We start from the raw sequence: 15,746 nt of genomic DNA, 5'->3' as shown, positions 1-15,746 counted from the left end.
CTCGCCAGGGCCGATCCGCAGGAGGCGAATGTGAGGCCGGATGACCATGCGGCGCAGACGTTCACTCGTTTCGTCGCGCTCGGCGACAGCCAGACCGAGGGCATCGGCGATCCGGACGCCGCGGGCGGGCATGTGGGCTGGGCCGATCGGCTCGCGGCGCTGCTGGCCGGGGTGAATCCGCGACTGGGCTACGCCAATCTCGCGGTGCGCGGCCGCCGCGCCGCGCAGATCCGCGACGAGCAGCTCGCGCCCGCGCTGGCGTTGGCGCCGGATCTGGCGGCGGTGGTGGCGGGGATGAACGATCTGATCCGGCCGCGGTTCGATCAGGAGGCGGTGCTCGCGGAGATCGAGGCGATGTTCGAGGCGTTGACCGCGGCGGGCGCGTGGGTGATCACCTTCACCTTCCCCGATATCGGCGGGGTCGCGCCGATCGTGCGGCCACTGTCGGCGCGGGTGCGGGCGATGAACGCGCGCATCCGTGAGCTGGCGCGCCGGCCCGGTGTGGTGCTGGTGGATTTCGAACCGGTGACGGCCGCGACCGATCGGCGGGTGTGGGCCGATGACCGGTTGCATCTCAATCCGCTCGGTCACGACCTGGTGGCGCGGGCGGTCGCGGAGACGTTGGGGCTGCCCGGCGCCGACGGGACGTGGCGGTCGCCGATGCCGCCGTCTCCGCGCACCGCGGCCGAGGCGATGGTCGCGGAGTTGCGGTGGGCGGCGCTGCATATGGTGCCGTGGGTGGCGCGGCGGGTGCGGGGCATCTCCTCGGGCAATGGGGTCACCGCGAAGCGGCCGCTGCTGGCGCCGATGGTGTCGGTGGCCGACTGAACCGGGAACGGACAAACCTGGGCAATTGCCCGAATCTTGTGATCAGTACGATGAGCCGGTGCGATCATCGGCGGACTCTGCGGCGCGGCTGCGCGGGGCGTCCGTCGGCGCGGCGTCGGGGGCGGTGAGCATCGCCGCGCACGGATTCGGCGGCGGCCCGGTCGCTGTCGGTTCGGCGTCGCTGACGCTGCTGATGGCGGCGTGTGCGCTGATCGGTGTCGTGGTGGCGACCGGGCGGGGCGGACTGGGGCTGCTGGTGATATCGCTGGCGGGCGGTCAGGTGATCGGGCATGCGGCGCTGGCGGTTTCGGGTCCGCATCGGCATGGGTCGGCGATGAGTCCGGCGATGCTGGGTGCGCATCTGGTCGCGATCGCGGTGGGCGCATTGGTGATCCGCGGCGCGGAGGTCGCGCTGGGGCGGGTGTCGGCGCGGATGCGGCGGATCGTGGTCGCGCTCGTGCGCTGGTTCACGGTCGAGCGGCGCGGGCGCATCGTGTGCGTGTCGGCAGTGCGTGTGGTCGTGCAGCGGGTGCATTGTGTGGGTCTGCGGTGGCGGGGGCCGCCGTGGGTGTTCGTGTCGTCGCACCATCCGGTGATTCCGGTTCTCCCGTAAGCAACATGCGCGAAGGGGGTCGGGCAGTTCGCCCGATTCTCGCTGGGCATGCGCGAGGGGTTTGCCGGGCGGTTCGCGCGGTGCTCGTGACGGCGCGCTGAGCGCGACTGGTAGATCGGCGGGATCCTCTCTGCAACACAGCAGCAGTATCCGGTGAGCATGTCGTGGATCCGTTCGTCGCACTGCGCGCGCATCGTCGAATACGTCGCGGCACCGAGCGCGCTCTGCCCACGTGCGCATCGCCACCATCGCCCGCGCACCGAGCCGCCGATGGTGACTGTCCCCCACATTCTCTCGACAAGGAGCTCCCCCATGCCCTCCCTCACCTCCCGCGCGGCCGGATTCGCCGCCGCCTCGGCCACGGCACTGCTGGTGGCCGGATGTTCGTCCGCCACCACCGAATCCGGGCCGCAGGCCGATTCGGTGACCGTCGCCGATCAGTGGGTCAAAGCCGCCGACTCGGGCATGTCGGCCGCGTTCGCGCGATTCACCAACTCCGGCGACCGCGAGGTGCGCATCGTGGACGCGACCAGTCCCGCCTCGGCGCGCATGGAGATCCACGAGACCGTCGACGCGGACGGATCGAAGACCATGCGGCCCAAGGCCGGTGGACTGGTGATCCCCGCGCACGGCAGCGTCGCCCTGCAGGCCGGCGGCGACCATCTGATGTTCCTGGATCTCGTGGCACCGCTGCGCACCGGATCGCAGACCCCGATCACGGTGAAGTTCGCCGACGGGTCGGCCCGGACGTTCACCGCGCAGGTGCGCGACTTCGCCGGTAACAAGGAGAACTACGCTCCCGCCGAATCCCCCGCCCACGGTGGCTGAGCCGCGACTGTCGCGGCGGCGGTTGCTCGGCGGCGGCGCGGCCGCCGCCGGGGTGGCCGGAATCGCCTGGGGCGCCGACCGGCTCACCGCGCACGAGCATCCCCCGGTGACCGAGCCGTTCCACGGCCCGCATCAGGCCGGGATCACGACCGCGCCGCAACAGCATGCGAGCTTCGTCGCCCTGGATGTGAAACCCGGTGTCGGGCGCGAGGACATCGTCGGAGTGCTGAAGATCTGGACCGGCGACGCCGCGCGGCTGACCCAGGGCCGGCCCGCCCTGGCCGTTACCGAACCCGAACTGGCGGCGCGTCCGGCGCGCCTGACGGTCACCGTCGGATTCGGGCCGCGGCTGTTCACCGTCGCGGGCCTGGATTCGGCGCGCCCGCCGTGGCTTTCGCCGCTGCCCGCGTTCGCGATCGACCGGCTCGATCCGGCGTTCTGCGACGGGGACCTGCTGCTGCAGGTGTGCGCGGACGAGGCGACCACCGTCGCGCACGCGGTACGCGCGCTGTGCCGCAGCGTCACCTCGCTGGTGTCGGTGCGGTGGGTGCAGCGCGGCTTCCGTGACGCTCCGCAGGGGCAGAGCATGCGCAATCTCATGGGTCAGGTCGACGGCACCGTCAACCTCACCCCCGGCACCGCCGCGTTCGACCGTCTCGTCTTCGACGATGGCCGCACCCGGGCGTGGCTGGCGGGCGGCACCTCATTGGTGCTGCGGCGCATCGCGATGCATCTGGACACCTGGGACGAACTCGACGCCGACGGCCGCGAACTCACCGTGGGCCGCCGCATCGCCAGCGGCGCGCCGCTGTCCGGGACTCACGAATTCGATGAACCCGATTTCACCGCCGTCGACGCGCACGGCATCCCGGTCATCCCGCCGTCCTCGCATATCGCGCGCGCCCACCATACCAGTGATACCGATCGGTTCCTGCGCCGCGGCTACAACTACGACGACGCCCCCGCCCCCGGCGCGACCTCCAATTCGGGGTTGTTGTTCACCGCCTATCAGCGCGATATCGACACCCAGTACCTGCCCGTGCAGCGTCGTCTGGCCGAATTCGACGCCCTCAACACCTGGACCACTCCCGTCGGCTCGGCCGTGTTCGCCCTCCCGCCTGGCGTACCCGAGCCCGGCGGCTATCTGGGTCAGACGTTGTTCGACAGCTGAGCCCGCTCAGCAGCCGATGCCGCCCCGCAGCCGGTGCATCACCGCACGGCCTGCCGCGCGGGGTCGAATGCGTACGGCGGCGACCACTTCCGCCGATCCCGCCGCCTGTCGGACGGTTGCGGCGCGACTGTTACTGCAGTATGAGGTGATGAGCGCCGACGACTGGAATACGCGGATCATCACCGAGTTCCGGGCCAACCAGGGCCGCGTCTCCGGGCCGTTCGAGGGCGCCCCGATGGTGCTGGTGCATCATCGCGGCCGCAAGAGCGGCAGGGACCTGGTGAGCCCCGTGATGTATCTGGCCGACGAGCAGGATCCCGGCCTGATCTACGTCTTCGCCTCCAAGGGGGGCGCGCCCACCAATCCGGACTGGTACTACAACCTCACCGCCGCCGGGACGGGCGAGGTCGAGCGCGGCACCGAGACCTACCCGGTCACCGTGCGCGAGATCACCGGCCCCGACCGCGACCGGATCTACGCCGAACAGGCCCGGCGCTCTCCGGGTTTCGCCGACTACGCACACAAGACCGCGGGCATCCGCACCATCCCGGTGCTCGCCCTGCGCCGCGGCTGACCCCGCCTCGCCCACCGGGCGGCGGTGCGCGGCATGCTCATCGGCATGACACCCATCGACGACACCACCCGCCCGCCCCTGCCGCCGTTCACCGACGAGGCCGCCGCCCGGCAGAAGGTGCAACAGGCCGAGGACGCCTGGAACACCCGCGACCCGCAGCGGGTGGCGCTGGCCTACACCCCGGATTCGGTGTGGCGCAACCGCGACGAATTCATCACCGGCCGCGCCGAGATCATCGAATTCCTCACCCGCAAATGGGAACGCGAACTCGACTACGCGCTGCGCAAGGAGCTGTGGGGTTTCCGCGGCGATCGGATGGCGGTGCGGTTCCAGTACGAATGGCACGACCACGACGGCCGCTGGTGGCGCAGCTACGGCAACGAACTATGGGAGTTCGACGCCCACGGCCTGATGCGCCGCCGCGAGGCGAGCATCAACGACCGACCCATCACCGCCGCACAACGCCGCATCCACGGCCCGCGCCCGCCGCACGAGCACGGCGTGGCGCTACCGATCCACTGAGGCGCTCACTTCCACAGCACCGCGACGAACACGTTGGCGATGGCCAGGATCCCCGCGGCATGGGTCATCCACGCGATCACGTTGCCCCGCTTGGCATCCGCGCGCCCGACCTCCGCGAGCCCGGCCACCGCCACCGCGATCACGAGCTTGACCACGATCTTGGCCATCACCAGATGCTTATCCAGCGACCCGATCCCATCGGCCATCCCCACCAGCACCAGCCCGGTGACGATCTGCGCCCGCGCACCCCACACCATCACCTCGTTGACCACCGGTTGCCCGACGGCATATCCGCCGATCACCGCGGCCAGCCCGAGCAGATGCGCAACGACCACGAGGTTGTAGACCACTGTCATGAACCCACAGCGTAGTTGATCACGGCCTCTGACAACGACATTCGGTAGTAGGACCACCTTCGCGTAGCGAGTTTGCCCCGAGAAGTGAGGACATACCCCTCATGCACACCGCTACCCGCCCAACAGGCACCGGCGTGCCCGCACCCGCGTGCTCGTCGTCCACCATCGTCGTTCCCGCGTTGCCGACTCCAGCCGCGTACGGGCGGCATACGCTGCCGATACCCCGTCTGCCACTGCCGGGCATCGGCAAGCTCCGCTCCACCACGCTGATCTCCAAGCAGGTGCACGACGAGATCGGCCGCCTGTCCGAGGCGGGTCTGTTCACCGAGGAGCAGATCGCGACCACGTGTTGTTTCGCCACCCAGGACAAGGTGTGGGTCACCGCGCCGGACGCCGAGCGCTGGGAGGTCTACACCGTGCTGGCCGACAGCGAGACCTTCGGCACCGCACCCGAACTCACTGATGTCGAGGCGGTGCAGGTGTGCTGCGGCACTCCAGAGGAGGCCGCCGCCGAAGGGCGTGCTGCGGCTGACCCACCCCGGGGCAGGCGAGTTCACCGAATGTTGGTTTGCCTCTGACATCGATAATGATCAATATCGATGCATGTCGAAGTCGGAGTTGTCGTTGACCAGCGTGGCCTCACCGGGGTGTGCGGCCACGTCCCGGGTCCGTCCGCCGCTCGGCGCCGAGGAAGCGGCCGAGTTCGCGGGGGTGTTCAAGGCATTGGCCGATCCGGTGCGGTTGCGGCTGCTGTCGGCGATCGCCTCCCGCGCCGGGCAGGAAGCATGCGTGTGCGACATCTCCGACGGTGTCGACGTCAGTCAACCGACCATCTCCCACCACCTGAAGGTGCTCCGGGAGGCGGGTCTGCTGACCAGCGAGCGCCGCGCCTCCTGGGTGTATTACCGGGTGGTTCCCGCAGCGCTGCAACGGCTCTCGCACATGTTGGCGATCGAAGCAGGATTGGGAGTGACTGCGTGACCACCACCGAACACCCCGCTGTCGTCGGCAAACTGTCGACACTGGACCGGTTCCTGCCGGTGTGGATCGGTGCGGCCATGGCTGCGGGCCTGCTGCTGGGCCGGTTGATCCCCGGTCTCGGTGACGCGGTGTCGGCCGTGCGGGTGGACGGCATCTCGCTGCCGATCGCGGTCGGTCTGCTGGTGATGATGTATCCGGTGCTGGCGAAGGTCCGCTACGACCGGCTCGACACCGTCACCGGCGACCGCCGCCTGCTGGTCGGTTCCCTGATCTTGAACTGGGTGATCGGGCCCGCGTTGATGTTCGCCCTCGCCTGGCTGCTGCTGCCGGACCTGCCCGCGTACCGGACCGGGCTGATCATCGTCGGGCTGGCGCGGTGCATCGCGATGGTGATCATCTGGAACGACCTCGCGTGCGGCGATCGCGAAGCCGCCGCCGTCCTCGTCGCCCTGAACTCGATCTTCCAGGTCGTCATGTTCGCCGTGCTCGGCTGGTTCTACCTGTCGGTGCTGCCCGGCCGGCTCGGGTTGGCGCAGACCGAGATCCACACCTCGCCATGGCAGATCGCCAAATCGGTCTTGATCTTCCTCGGCATCCCCCTGCTGGCCGGATACCTGACCCGCCGCCTCGGCGAAAAGGCCAAGGGCCGCTCTTGGTACGAGTCGACGCTGTTGCCGCGGCTCGGGCCGTGGGCGCTGTACGGGCTGCTGTTCACGATCGTCATCCTGTTCGCCCTGCAAGGCCGCCAGATCACCTCCCAACCTTTCGATGTCGTGCGGATCGCGCTGCCGCTGCTGGCGTATTTCGCGCTCATGTGGGGTGGCGGCTACCTCCTCGGTGCGGTCCTCGGGCTGGGCTACGCACGCACCACGACGATGGCGTTCACCGCCGCGGGCAACAACTTCGAACTCGCCATCGCGGTCGCGATCGCCACCTACGGCGCCTCCTCCGGTCAGGCGCTGGCCGGGGTCGTCGGGCCGCTGATCGAGGTCCCCGTCCTGGTCGGCCTGGTCTATGTCTCCCTCGCTCTACGAAACCGCTTCTCCCGCACCGCCATCCCCGCACTGAACTCGGAGCACCGCCATGACCGATAACCCGCTCGCGCACGCCGACCAAGTGCGCGACACCCTCACCATCGACCACCGACTCGCCTTGAGGACCGCGGCGACGCGGTTGCAGCGCGAGTTCGCCGAGTTCTTCGGTGTGGAGACGATCGAGAAGTTCCTCTACTCGTCGTTCAACCAATTCGCCACCCGCGCCACCGTTCTCAACTTCCTGCCGCTGCTGGCCGAACGCTTCGCCCGCCAACGCCTGCAAGCCCTGGCGAAGGTCGAAGGCAAGGCCCTGACCGGTAAGCCGATCGTGTTGTTCCTGTGCACCCACAACGCCGGACGCTCACAGATGGCACTCGGCTACTTCACCCACCTCGCCGGGGACGCGGCCCTCGCCTGGTCCGGCGGCTCCGAGCCCGGCGACCGAGTCAATCCCGTTGCGGTCGAAGCCATGGCCGAAGTCGGTATCGACATCACCCGCGAATACCCCAAACCGTGGACCGAGGAAATCCTGCGCGCCGCCGACGTCATCGTCACCATGGGCTGCGGCGACGCCTGCCCCATCTACCCCGGCAGCCGCTACGAGAACTGGGAACTCGACGACCCCGCCGGACAAGGCATCGCCTCCGTCCGCCCGATTCGCGACGAGATCGAACACCGCATCCGTGGCCTGCTCGACGAACTCGGCATACCGTCGGCCGCATGACCACGACAACCGGGGTTCGGGTCGAGGCAATGCGACCCGAACACGCCGACCAGGTACTCGCCATCTACCAGCTCGGCACCGACGAAGGCGACGCCACCTTCGAAACCACCGCACCCACCTGGGAGAAGTTCAACACCGACAAGCTGACCGAGCACCGCTTCGTCGCTCTCGACCACGACGGCCGAGTACTCGGCTGGACCGCGGTGGTACCGGTCTCCGACCGCTGCGCCTACGCGGGAGTCGTCGGACACTCCGTCTACGTCCACCCCGACGCCCGCGCCCGAGGCATCGGCCTGGCATTGCTCACCGCGCTGCTGGAATCCGCTGAGACCGCAGGGATCTGGACCGTCCAATCCTGGATCTTCCCCGAGAACACCGCCAGCCTGAATCTTCACGCCAAGGCCGGGTTCCGCATCATCGGCACCCGCGAACGCATCGGCCGACACCACGGCCACTGGCGCGACGTCATCCTCATCGAACGCCGCAGCCCCACCATCAACTGAACATCTGAACCGTTCAGCGCGCGGCACGCACCGACCACCGGGCGACCGACCGGACGCGCTCATGTGCCGAGTACCGTGCTGCTCGGCTCTTGACTTTGTACCTGAGTACAGGGTTGAGAATGGGGCATGCGAACCGGTGAGCTGGCCGCGCGGGCGGGGGTGAACGCGCAGACACTGCGCTATTACGAGCGTCGGGGTCTGCTCGCACGTCCGCCACGTTCCCGATCGGGGTACCGGAGCTATCCCGACGAAGCGGTCACCACGGTGCGGTTCGTCAAACGCGCCCAGGATCTGGGCTTCAGCCTCGACGAGATCGAGGACCTGCTGCATCTGGCCGATGGCGGGCCCGAGGACTGCGACGCGGTGCGCACCCTGGCGCGGGATCGGGTGACGCAACTGGCTGCCCGGATCGCGGATCTGCAACGCATGCAACAGTCGCTGACCGAACTGATCGCCACCTGCCAGCGGCCACCAGACCAACGTCGCTGCCCGATCCTGACCTCCCTGCACGAAGGACAACACCCATGAAACTGGAGATCCTGCAGGTCCCGGACTGCCCGAACGTGGCCGTGCTCGAGGACCGTATCCACCGGGCCGTCGCCGGGGAACCGGTCACGGTCGAGATCGTGCATCGTGTCGTGACCGACCCGGAACAGGCCGCCGCCACCGGAATGACGGGATCGCCAACACTGCTGATCGACGGCCGTGACCCGTTCGCCGAAACCGGGCTGACGCCGAGCCTGTCGTGTCGGCTCTACCCCTCAACCAACGGACTCGACGGCGCTCCCACGGTGTCCGCACTGCGCGCGGCATTCGGTCTCGCCGATCACAGTGACTCCAGCGGCTGCGGTGATACCGCGCCCTGCTGCAGTTTCTCGACACCACACACCTCCGCGGCTGAGGCCCTGACTGCCTGGCGCGGCGATACGTGTTCGGCCGATCCCGTCGAACGGGCCGTTCATCAGGCAATCCTGCATGGCTTCGCCGATCGGGGACACCCTCCCGCCCTGGTGGAGCTGTCGGAAACGGTTGCCGGGCAAGACGTCTCCCTCACCGAGGTGCTGCGCCGGCTCCATGATGCCGACGCCCTCCGTCTCGACGACGAAGGCGCGATCGCCTCGGCCTACCCGTTCTCGGCCACACCCACCCCGCACCGGGTCCAGATCGCGGGCGGACCGACCGTGCACGCAATGTGCGCAGTCGATGCCCTGGGCCTGGCCGCCATGCTCGACACCGATATCGACATCACCTCCACCGACCCGACAACCCACACACCGATCACCATCACCATGCGTAGGCAGCACCTCACCGCCGACCCGCCCACCACTGTGGTATTCGTCGCAGCGCAAGCGGCGCAAGGACCTTCGGCCGACACTTGCTGCAACCACCTCAACTTCTTCACCGACCACCCCAGCGCCGACACCTGGGCCGCCGACCACCCCGCCATCCCCGGCCAAGTCCTCGACCTGGACCAGGCCCACACACTCGGAAACCAGATCTTCGCGAACCTGCTCCGCAACACCCTGCGCTAACCACACACTGCGCGGCTCGAACCGGGCGCCACCTGTGTCAAGCAAGATCGCGACGTCGGAATTCACCGATCCCACAGTGGATCCGCGCACACCGCCGTCGAAATTTACCAGGCCCGTACCGTCCTCACCGCGGCAGCGACCCCGCATGTCGGCCTCCACGGCTTCACCGGAGCCGAACTCGACCGCACCCTCACCAACGGCCTCACATACGGATCCCGCTATCCCCGCCGTATCAGGTCGACAATTCAACCTTCATCAGTGTCTCGCCAGCGACCGAACGAACGCGCGATATGCGGCTATGAGCGCGCGTTCGCGAGAACAACTGCGGGTCAACGTTTGTGCCAGATCGAACGCGCGGGCCGCGGCAATTCCGGACGTTCGGCGGCTCGCGTTGGGGCAGTCGGTCAGTCGGGTGAACCACCTTTATATGAGCAGGGGGTTCGCGAAGGTCGAGTTGTCGATGACGACGTCCATCGACCGCACGGGTTGCACCTCGGCCAGGTAGATCCGTTCGGCCGGCAGGTAACGCTCGCGGTGGATCGCCTCGTCGTTGTCCCGCACGGTGCCACGGCACACCGAGATCTCGGCGGACACCTCGAGCCAGATGCGGAAGTCCCAGTACTGGTTGATCTCCGGCCGGAACGCGAACACGCCGTCCACGATCAGCACCGCGTCCGCCGCGGCCGTGGTTCGCACCGAGGAATGATCGATTTGGGTCAGCGGGTCGATCGCGCACAGCGAACACTCACCAGAACCGTTGGGGCCGAACGGCTCGAGCAGCAACGCCCGAAGCCGCGGATAATCGAAAGCGTTGCGGTAGTAGCCCTCTCCGGACTCACGATCGTAGAGATGCCGGTCGCGCCAAGGATTCTTGAAATCGTCGAGGCTTGCCCGCAACACGGGCCGCCCGGCACGGGCGATTCGTTCGGCGAGTTCGTGGCCGAAACTCGTCTTACCGGAGGCGGTGAACCCATCGACGCCGACCGCCAGCCGATGGTCCCCCAATGCCAAAATACGTTCGGCGACATGATCAACCACTGCCGTACGCTCAGGTGAAACAGGCAGGGGAACAGGTTGCTGCCAGGTCGAAACCGAACGGCGAATATATCCCCTTGCCCGCATGAACCGAGCTTATCCGGAAGTGCACCAGAGCCGTTTACTGGACAGACCCCTCGCTTTGCGGTTAACGCAGGTCTTGTGCGGTGTGCGGGACACCGTCGAGCAGGTATGTCGCGGTCGCGTTGAACCAGACTGCGCTGGTTGTGGTGGCGCCGAGTGGGATTGTGCGGGTGATGGTCGAATGGGGAGCGACGCGGGGGATGGTGAAAGCCGGTGCGGTTGGGAGGGGTTCGCGGTCACTGATGGTGGTTTCGGTCAGTGACAGGACGATGTTCTGCAGGCTCTGGTCGCCGTCGTTGCGGAAGGTGAGGGTGGCCTGGGCGCTTGCGTCGCCGGCGTTCGGCGGGTCGATCGTGATGGATTGATCGCCGGGCGGCGTGGTGTCGAACTGGATCTCGGAGACCTTCACGTCTTTCCCGGACGCGCCGAGGTAGCGCAACCATCGGTAGGCGTGACTGTCCGACACTGGTAACCGGTGCCAGTCGTAGGCGGAACGCCAGGTGATGGTGGCGAGGGTGACGCAACCGGTGTCGGGTCCGCTGGTGCAGCCCTGGAATTGGCCGCCGATGGTGTTGAGCGTGTTGTCCATGCCGCCCGGCTGGTACGAGGCGGGCCAATTCGGGTCGGGGTCGTCGACCGGGACGTAGCGGATCTCGGTGACGCGAGAGGCGTGGTCAGGACCGAGATCGATGCCGATGCCGGCATTGCCGGTGCCGGCCGATTGGTAGTAGCTGCCGGTGTCGCCGTCGAATGCCGCGGCCGGCTGGTGCCCGCTGGTACCGGCGTCACCGTAGGGGGTGCCGTGCAGGGCGATGAACCGGGTCGGGTTGGGGTCGGACACCTCGGGCGGGTTACCGATGCGGTCCAGCAGGTCCTCGAAGGCGAAGGAGTCGGCGAGCTTGTTGCCACCCCACGTCCGGTCGGCGATCACCGGCCAGGGCCGGTCGGCGAACCATTCCTCGTATTGCCGAGTGGACGGATCGTCGCTGCCCCACAGCGGACTCTCGTAGCCGAGCAGGTTCGCCGCCCCGGTGGCGGGCCGCCACGAGTCGTACAACCGACCGGCCAGTGCGACCTCTTCGGAATCGGCGCCGGACATCTCATTGGGGGTGATGTAGAGAAAGAAGTCGCGGGTGTAGTTATCGGGTGCGGACACGACCTTCCAGCCCGGGTAGTCGGTGACCGGCTTGCTGTACCACGGTTCGACGATGACGGATGTGTCGGGAGTGATCGTGCCGCCTGTGCCGACAACATCCCACCAGTTCCAGATCTCCATCGTGCGTCCGGCCGCCTTCAGGTGTGCGGCGAGCGCGTTCTGCCACGCGACGAACACGTCCTCGGTGGAGGCGTAGTGGTGTGCGTGCGCGTACGCGGTGAGGCCGGTGCAGGCTGCCTGATCGGAGATCGACGGATATTCGTCGCCGCCGAGGTGGATGACCGGCGAGTTCGGGAACAGTCGCATCACCTCGTCGATGAGGGTGGTGACGACCTGCGTGACGTGGTCGCTGGTGATGTTCAGTAAAGCCCCTCCGCCGCAGTTCCAGCCCAGGGTCGGATCCCAGGCGATGAGTGCCGTCGAGTGACTCGGCACGTCGAACTCGGGCAGGAGCCGGATGTGATAGCGCTGCGCGTAGACGGCGATGTCGGCGATGTCGGCGAACGAGTAGTGCTGCTGCGCCGACAGGTTCGGGTAGGCCCGGCTGGGCAGCCGGTACCCCTCGGTGTCGGACAGGTGCAGATGGACTTCGCTGAACTTGTGCCAGGCGGCGAGACGAATCTGACGCTTGATGTAGGGGACCGTCTCATAATGTCGCGCCAGGTCCAGCATGATGCCGCGGTCCGATAGCACCGGCCAGTCCCGCATCGTGCCCCGCGGCAACGTCCGCGCCCCGCCGGCGCCGCCCGCCTGCACCATCTGCTCGACGGTCTGCACGCCGTGGAACAGCCCGGTCGCATCCTGCCCGGTGATGCGCACGGTGTCGTCGATGTCCAGGGTGTAACCCTCGGCGGGCATGCCGAGCGCCGCGGTGGACAGCACGATGTCGCCGGGCCGCGGCGGACCGGACGTGAGCGGCAACGCCAGCCCGGTCAGGGACCGCACATCGCTGGCGAATGTGGCAGCGTCGTCGCCCACCGCCGCCGATCCCACCACGACACGAGCTCCGGCGGTGGGCGCGAACGTACCCGGGCGCGGATTCCACTGCTGCGGCTGCGGCGTCACCGCCGGTGCCGGTGCGGCCGGGTCGGCCACCGTCACCGGCATACCCATGGTGAGGCCGACGAGAACGGCCACCGAGATGAACACAGCCTTGCCGACCACGCGGGACCTCCCAGAGACGCGCAGCGATTCGTCGCCGGCAATACCGGTATGAGACCAGGAATCGACCGCCGGCGCGCGCCGAAATCTCGCTCGCCGCACGGGCATTCGTGTCGATCAAGGTCGGGGTAGGGGACATTCGGGAACGTTCGTCCGCGAGACATATCCCGGATACCCGACGTTGGCTCCGGTTACGCCGGTCGCCGAGTTGGCTCAGCTTTTGGTGCCGACACCCTCGCCGAGCCGGAGACGTGCTGGGGCTCAGGTGGTTTCGATCTCCGGCCGAGCCGTATTCTGCTCGCCCGGAGGTCGGCGGTGCCGGACCAGCCGGCGCCGGAGACAACGGGGCAGTGATCGGAGAGGTTGGTGGAGGTGTAGTCCCGCAACCCGGGCTCAGTGGTTCGGTAACTGCAAATGCCACAGGATCATCGACGGAGCCGATCGGCAGGCACTGGCTCCGACTCGCCTCGTACGCCGAATTCGCCTGCCAAGGAGGCGATCCCGGCGTGCACCCACCCTTGCGGTGTCAGCGCCGCTTGATGTGAAGGCGGGGCCCTTGTGGTCGTGGAGCTGCACAATTCGGCAACACCACACCTACTTTGACCGCAGCCGAGAAAACGCGCTCATGCCGAGATGACACTCGCCCACTCCATACCGCACCTGCGCCAATTATCGACGAGCACGGCAAGCGTCGCGGGGGTTGAAGAGCAGATCCGCCCAATCCGGCGCTTCAGGCATCGCGAAGACCCTGGGCTGAGGTCAACTGGTCACGAACTGGGTGCCCCACTCCCGTAAAGCCGAGAAAACCGGTGCCAGTGCTGCGGCCGCTTCGGTCAGATAATACTCGTGTCGGGGCGGATGCTCGCTGTACTGCTCGCGTACGACCATACCCTTGGCTTCCAGCGCGCGAAGTCGATGCGACAGCCGGTCTCGAGCAATCCCGGTGTGGCGCATGATGTCATTGAACCGGTGAACACCAAACGCGATCTCGCGCAACACCAGTAACGACCACCGGTCCCCGATGATGTCCAATGCGTCTGCAATCGGGCACGGACGCACCCCATCGAGCATCACCACCTCAGCCGGCTGCACCCTTCTGAAGAGCCATGACGATCAGAGGACGGGGAAGTTGTAGATCAGATGCTCGATCGCGCAGCCGTCGTCGGCCCCTATACGTTGCCCGCCGCCCAACCGCAGGAAGCCAGCCATGACCGACATCGACCTGTCCGACCTCGCCGCCGACCGCGATGGCTCCCAACCGCTTCACGGCTACCTGGCCAGCCCAGCGGGCACCGGTCCGTGGCCCGCCGTGGTGATGATTCACGAGATCTTCGGCCTCGACGAGGTCATGCGCGGCCACGCCGACCGGCTCGCCGGTCTGGGTTACCTCACCCTGGCCGTCGACCTGTACAGCGCGGGTAGCACCGCACGATGCCTGGTCGCCACGATGACCGCCATGATCCGCGGGCGCGGCCGCGCCTTCGCCGACATCGGCGCCGCCCGGGATTACCTGGCGGGTTCTCCTGACTGCACCGGCCAGGTCGGCGTCATGGGGTTCTGTATGGGCGGTGGCTTCGCGCTGCTCAGCGCCAGCGATGGTTACGACGCCGCCGCTGTCAACTACGGGCAGCTCCCCCGCCGGCTCGACGAGACGCTGGCCGGTGCCTGCCCGATCGTGGCCAGCTACGGCGGCCGCGACCCGTCGCTTCGCGGTGCGGCCGACCGACTCGATGCCGCACTACACAGCGCCGGAGTAATCCACGACGTCAAGGAATATCCCCCGGCCAGCCACTCATTCCTCAACGACGCCGAAACCGGCCCCCGCCTCCTACGTCCACTGCTGCGAGTCGCAGGCATCGGTCCAGAGCCGGACTCGGCCACAGACGCCTGGATGCGGATCGAGACGTTTTTCGCAGCTCACCTCCAGGCGTGACTCGCTTCATCGACGGTGAAAGACGCTGCCCGGGAACGGAAGTTCTCGACCGTGCATCCAGAACCAGCGAAAGGCATGATCATGGCATTTCTCGAGGGCAAGACTGCCGTAGTCACCGGCGGTTCGACAGGCACCGGATTGGCCACCGCCAAGCGGTTCGTCGAGGAGGGCGCGTATGTCTTCATCAACGGACGGAGTCAGGCCGAACTCGATGCGGCGGTCGAGGAAATCGGCGAGAACGTCACCGGTGTGCAGGGTGATGGCAGCAAGCTCGGGCATCGCGACCGGCTCTACGCCGCGGTGGCCGACACTGGCCGGCGTCTGGACGTCGTGTTCGCCAACGCCGCCGTCATCGACGTCGCACGGGTCGGCGAAGTCACACAAGAGCACCTGCAGAGGGCGCTGCCGTTACTGAACGACGGCGGATCAATCATCCTGAACTCGTCGAACCCGAATGCCAAGGGCAACGACGGCATCGGCGTGTACGAGGCGATCAGGACGGCGCTACGATCAGTCGACCGCGCCTGGGCAAATGATTTGCGGGACCGCACGATTCGCGTCAACGTGATCAGCTCTGACACCGAAGATGTCGCGAACGCGGCGCTTTTCCTGGCCTCGAACCCAAGCGGGGAATCCTTCCCATGACTCCCCGGCGAATCCACCGCGAAGCCGAGCGTTTCGCCATCAGCGCATGGGCCGAGTTCACGCCTC

General features: G+C 67.6%; 19 protein-coding genes. 15 read left to right on the top strand and 4 right to left on the bottom strand.

Annotated elements, in window-relative coordinates:
* Window positions 1-30 precede the first annotated feature (30 nt).
* From ACIA76_RS27330 to ACIA76_RS27305, 6 genes are all read left to right on the top strand, one after another.
* Window positions 31-828, top strand: a complete 798-nt coding sequence (locus ACIA76_RS27330) for an SGNH/GDSL hydrolase family protein (protein ID WP_397155480.1) — start codon at window positions 31-33, stop codon at window positions 826-828.
* Window positions 829-886: 58 nt separating this feature from the next.
* On the top strand, window positions 887-1,441 hold the full coding sequence (locus tag ACIA76_RS27325; protein WP_397155478.1) for a hypothetical protein: 555 nt from the start codon (window positions 887-889) through the stop codon (window positions 1,439-1,441).
* A gap of 312 nt (window positions 1,442-1,753) precedes the next feature.
* Window positions 1,754-2,269 (top strand): copper chaperone PCu(A)C, encoded by a 516-nt coding sequence (locus ACIA76_RS27320; protein ID WP_397155476.1) that lies wholly within the window; start codon window positions 1,754-1,756, stop codon window positions 2,267-2,269.
* Entirely contained in the window at window positions 2,262-3,440 is a 1,179-nt protein-coding gene (locus ACIA76_RS27315; protein WP_397155474.1) for a Dyp-type peroxidase, read from the top strand. The genes ACIA76_RS27320 and ACIA76_RS27315 overlap by 8 nt, the downstream gene beginning before the upstream one ends.
* A 145-nt stretch (window positions 3,441-3,585) precedes the next feature.
* The gene (locus ACIA76_RS27310; protein WP_397155679.1) at window positions 3,586-4,014 is read left to right on the top strand and encodes a nitroreductase family deazaflavin-dependent oxidoreductase; all 429 of its coding nucleotides are present in this window, start codon (window positions 3,586-3,588) and stop codon (window positions 4,012-4,014) included.
* Window positions 4,015-4,059: 45 nt separating this feature from the next.
* On the top strand, window positions 4,060-4,536 hold the full coding sequence (locus ACIA76_RS27305; RefSeq protein ID WP_397155472.1) for a nuclear transport factor 2 family protein: 477 nt from the start codon (window positions 4,060-4,062) through the stop codon (window positions 4,534-4,536).
* Between the two features lie 5 nt (window positions 4,537-4,541).
* Here ACIA76_RS27305 and ACIA76_RS27300 read toward each other — a convergent pair whose 3' ends face one another.
* Window positions 4,542-4,892, bottom strand: coding sequence for a hypothetical protein (locus tag ACIA76_RS27300; protein ID WP_397155470.1), 351 nt, complete (start codon window positions 4,890-4,892; stop codon window positions 4,542-4,544).
* Window positions 4,893-4,993: 101 nt separating this feature from the next.
* Between ACIA76_RS27300 and ACIA76_RS27295 the strand changes: the two genes are divergently transcribed.
* The 7 genes from ACIA76_RS27295 to merB all read left to right on the top strand — a co-directional run bounded on the left by ACIA76_RS27295 (window position 4,994) and on the right by merB (window position 9,666).
* The gene (locus ACIA76_RS27295; RefSeq protein WP_397155468.1) at window positions 4,994-5,470 is read left to right on the top strand and encodes a hypothetical protein; all 477 of its coding nucleotides are present in this window, start codon (window positions 4,994-4,996) and stop codon (window positions 5,468-5,470) included.
* 25 nt (window positions 5,471-5,495) lie between these two features.
* On the top strand, window positions 5,496-5,873 hold the full coding sequence (locus ACIA76_RS27290) for an ArsR/SmtB family transcription factor (RefSeq protein ID WP_397155467.1): 378 nt from the start codon (window positions 5,496-5,498) through the stop codon (window positions 5,871-5,873).
* Window positions 5,870-6,967 (top strand): ACR3 family arsenite efflux transporter, encoded by a 1,098-nt coding sequence (arsB, locus tag ACIA76_RS27285; protein ID WP_397155465.1) that lies wholly within the window; start codon window positions 5,870-5,872, stop codon window positions 6,965-6,967. Before ACIA76_RS27290 ends, arsB begins: the two co-directional genes overlap by 4 nt.
* A complete protein-coding gene (locus ACIA76_RS27280) occupies window positions 6,957-7,631 on the top strand; it encodes an arsenate reductase ArsC (RefSeq protein ID WP_397155463.1) in 675 nt (224 codons plus the stop codon). Before arsB ends, ACIA76_RS27280 begins: the two co-directional genes overlap by 11 nt.
* Window positions 7,628-8,134 carry a GNAT family N-acetyltransferase gene (locus ACIA76_RS27275; protein ID WP_397155461.1) on the top strand — a complete coding sequence of 169 codons (507 nt, stop codon included), beginning with the start codon at window positions 7,628-7,630 and terminating at the stop codon, window positions 8,132-8,134. The genes ACIA76_RS27280 and ACIA76_RS27275 overlap by 4 nt, the downstream gene beginning before the upstream one ends.
* Before the next feature lie 126 nt (window positions 8,135-8,260).
* Entirely contained in the window at window positions 8,261-8,662 is a 402-nt protein-coding gene (locus ACIA76_RS27270) for a MerR family DNA-binding protein (protein ID WP_397155460.1), read from the top strand.
* Window positions 8,659-9,666: an organomercurial lyase gene (gene merB / locus ACIA76_RS27265; RefSeq protein ID WP_397155458.1), complete on the top strand. Its 1,008-nt coding sequence runs from the start codon at window positions 8,659-8,661 to the stop codon at window positions 9,664-9,666. Before ACIA76_RS27270 ends, merB begins: the two co-directional genes overlap by 4 nt.
* A gap of 423 nt (window positions 9,667-10,089) precedes the next feature.
* On the opposite strand, the gene ACIA76_RS27260 is transcribed toward merB, so the two are convergent.
* The 3 genes from ACIA76_RS27260 to ACIA76_RS27250 all read right to left on the bottom strand — a co-directional run bounded on the left by ACIA76_RS27260 (window position 10,090) and on the right by ACIA76_RS27250 (window position 14,173).
* The gene (locus ACIA76_RS27260; RefSeq protein WP_397155456.1) at window positions 10,090-10,704 is read right to left on the bottom strand and encodes a hypothetical protein; all 615 of its coding nucleotides are present in this window, start codon (window positions 10,702-10,704) and stop codon (window positions 10,090-10,092) included.
* 145 nt (window positions 10,705-10,849) lie between these two features.
* Window positions 10,850-13,105: a family 20 glycosylhydrolase gene (locus ACIA76_RS27255; protein ID WP_397155455.1), complete on the bottom strand. Its 2,256-nt coding sequence runs from the start codon at window positions 13,103-13,105 to the stop codon at window positions 10,850-10,852.
* A gap of 756 nt (window positions 13,106-13,861) precedes the next feature.
* Complete coding sequence (locus ACIA76_RS27250; protein WP_397155677.1) at window positions 13,862-14,173, bottom strand: winged helix-turn-helix transcriptional regulator; 312 nt, start codon at window positions 14,171-14,173, stop codon at window positions 13,862-13,864.
* A gap of 136 nt (window positions 14,174-14,309) precedes the next feature.
* Between ACIA76_RS27250 and ACIA76_RS27245 the strand changes: the two genes are divergently transcribed.
* Window positions 14,310-15,035 (top strand): dienelactone hydrolase family protein, encoded by a 726-nt coding sequence (locus ACIA76_RS27245; protein ID WP_397155453.1) that lies wholly within the window; start codon window positions 14,310-14,312, stop codon window positions 15,033-15,035.
* An 81-nt stretch (window positions 15,036-15,116) separates the two neighbouring features.
* Complete coding sequence (locus tag ACIA76_RS27240) at window positions 15,117-15,680, top strand: SDR family NAD(P)-dependent oxidoreductase (RefSeq protein WP_397155452.1); 564 nt, start codon at window positions 15,117-15,119, stop codon at window positions 15,678-15,680.
* Window positions 15,681-15,746 lie beyond the last annotated feature (66 nt).

The sequence above is a fragment of the Nocardia sp. NPDC051570 genome (assembly GCF_044454005.1).
Classification (GTDB): Bacteria; Actinomycetota; Actinomycetes; order Mycobacteriales; family Mycobacteriaceae; genus Nocardia.
This window is presented reverse-complemented; position numbering and strand designations above follow the sequence as displayed.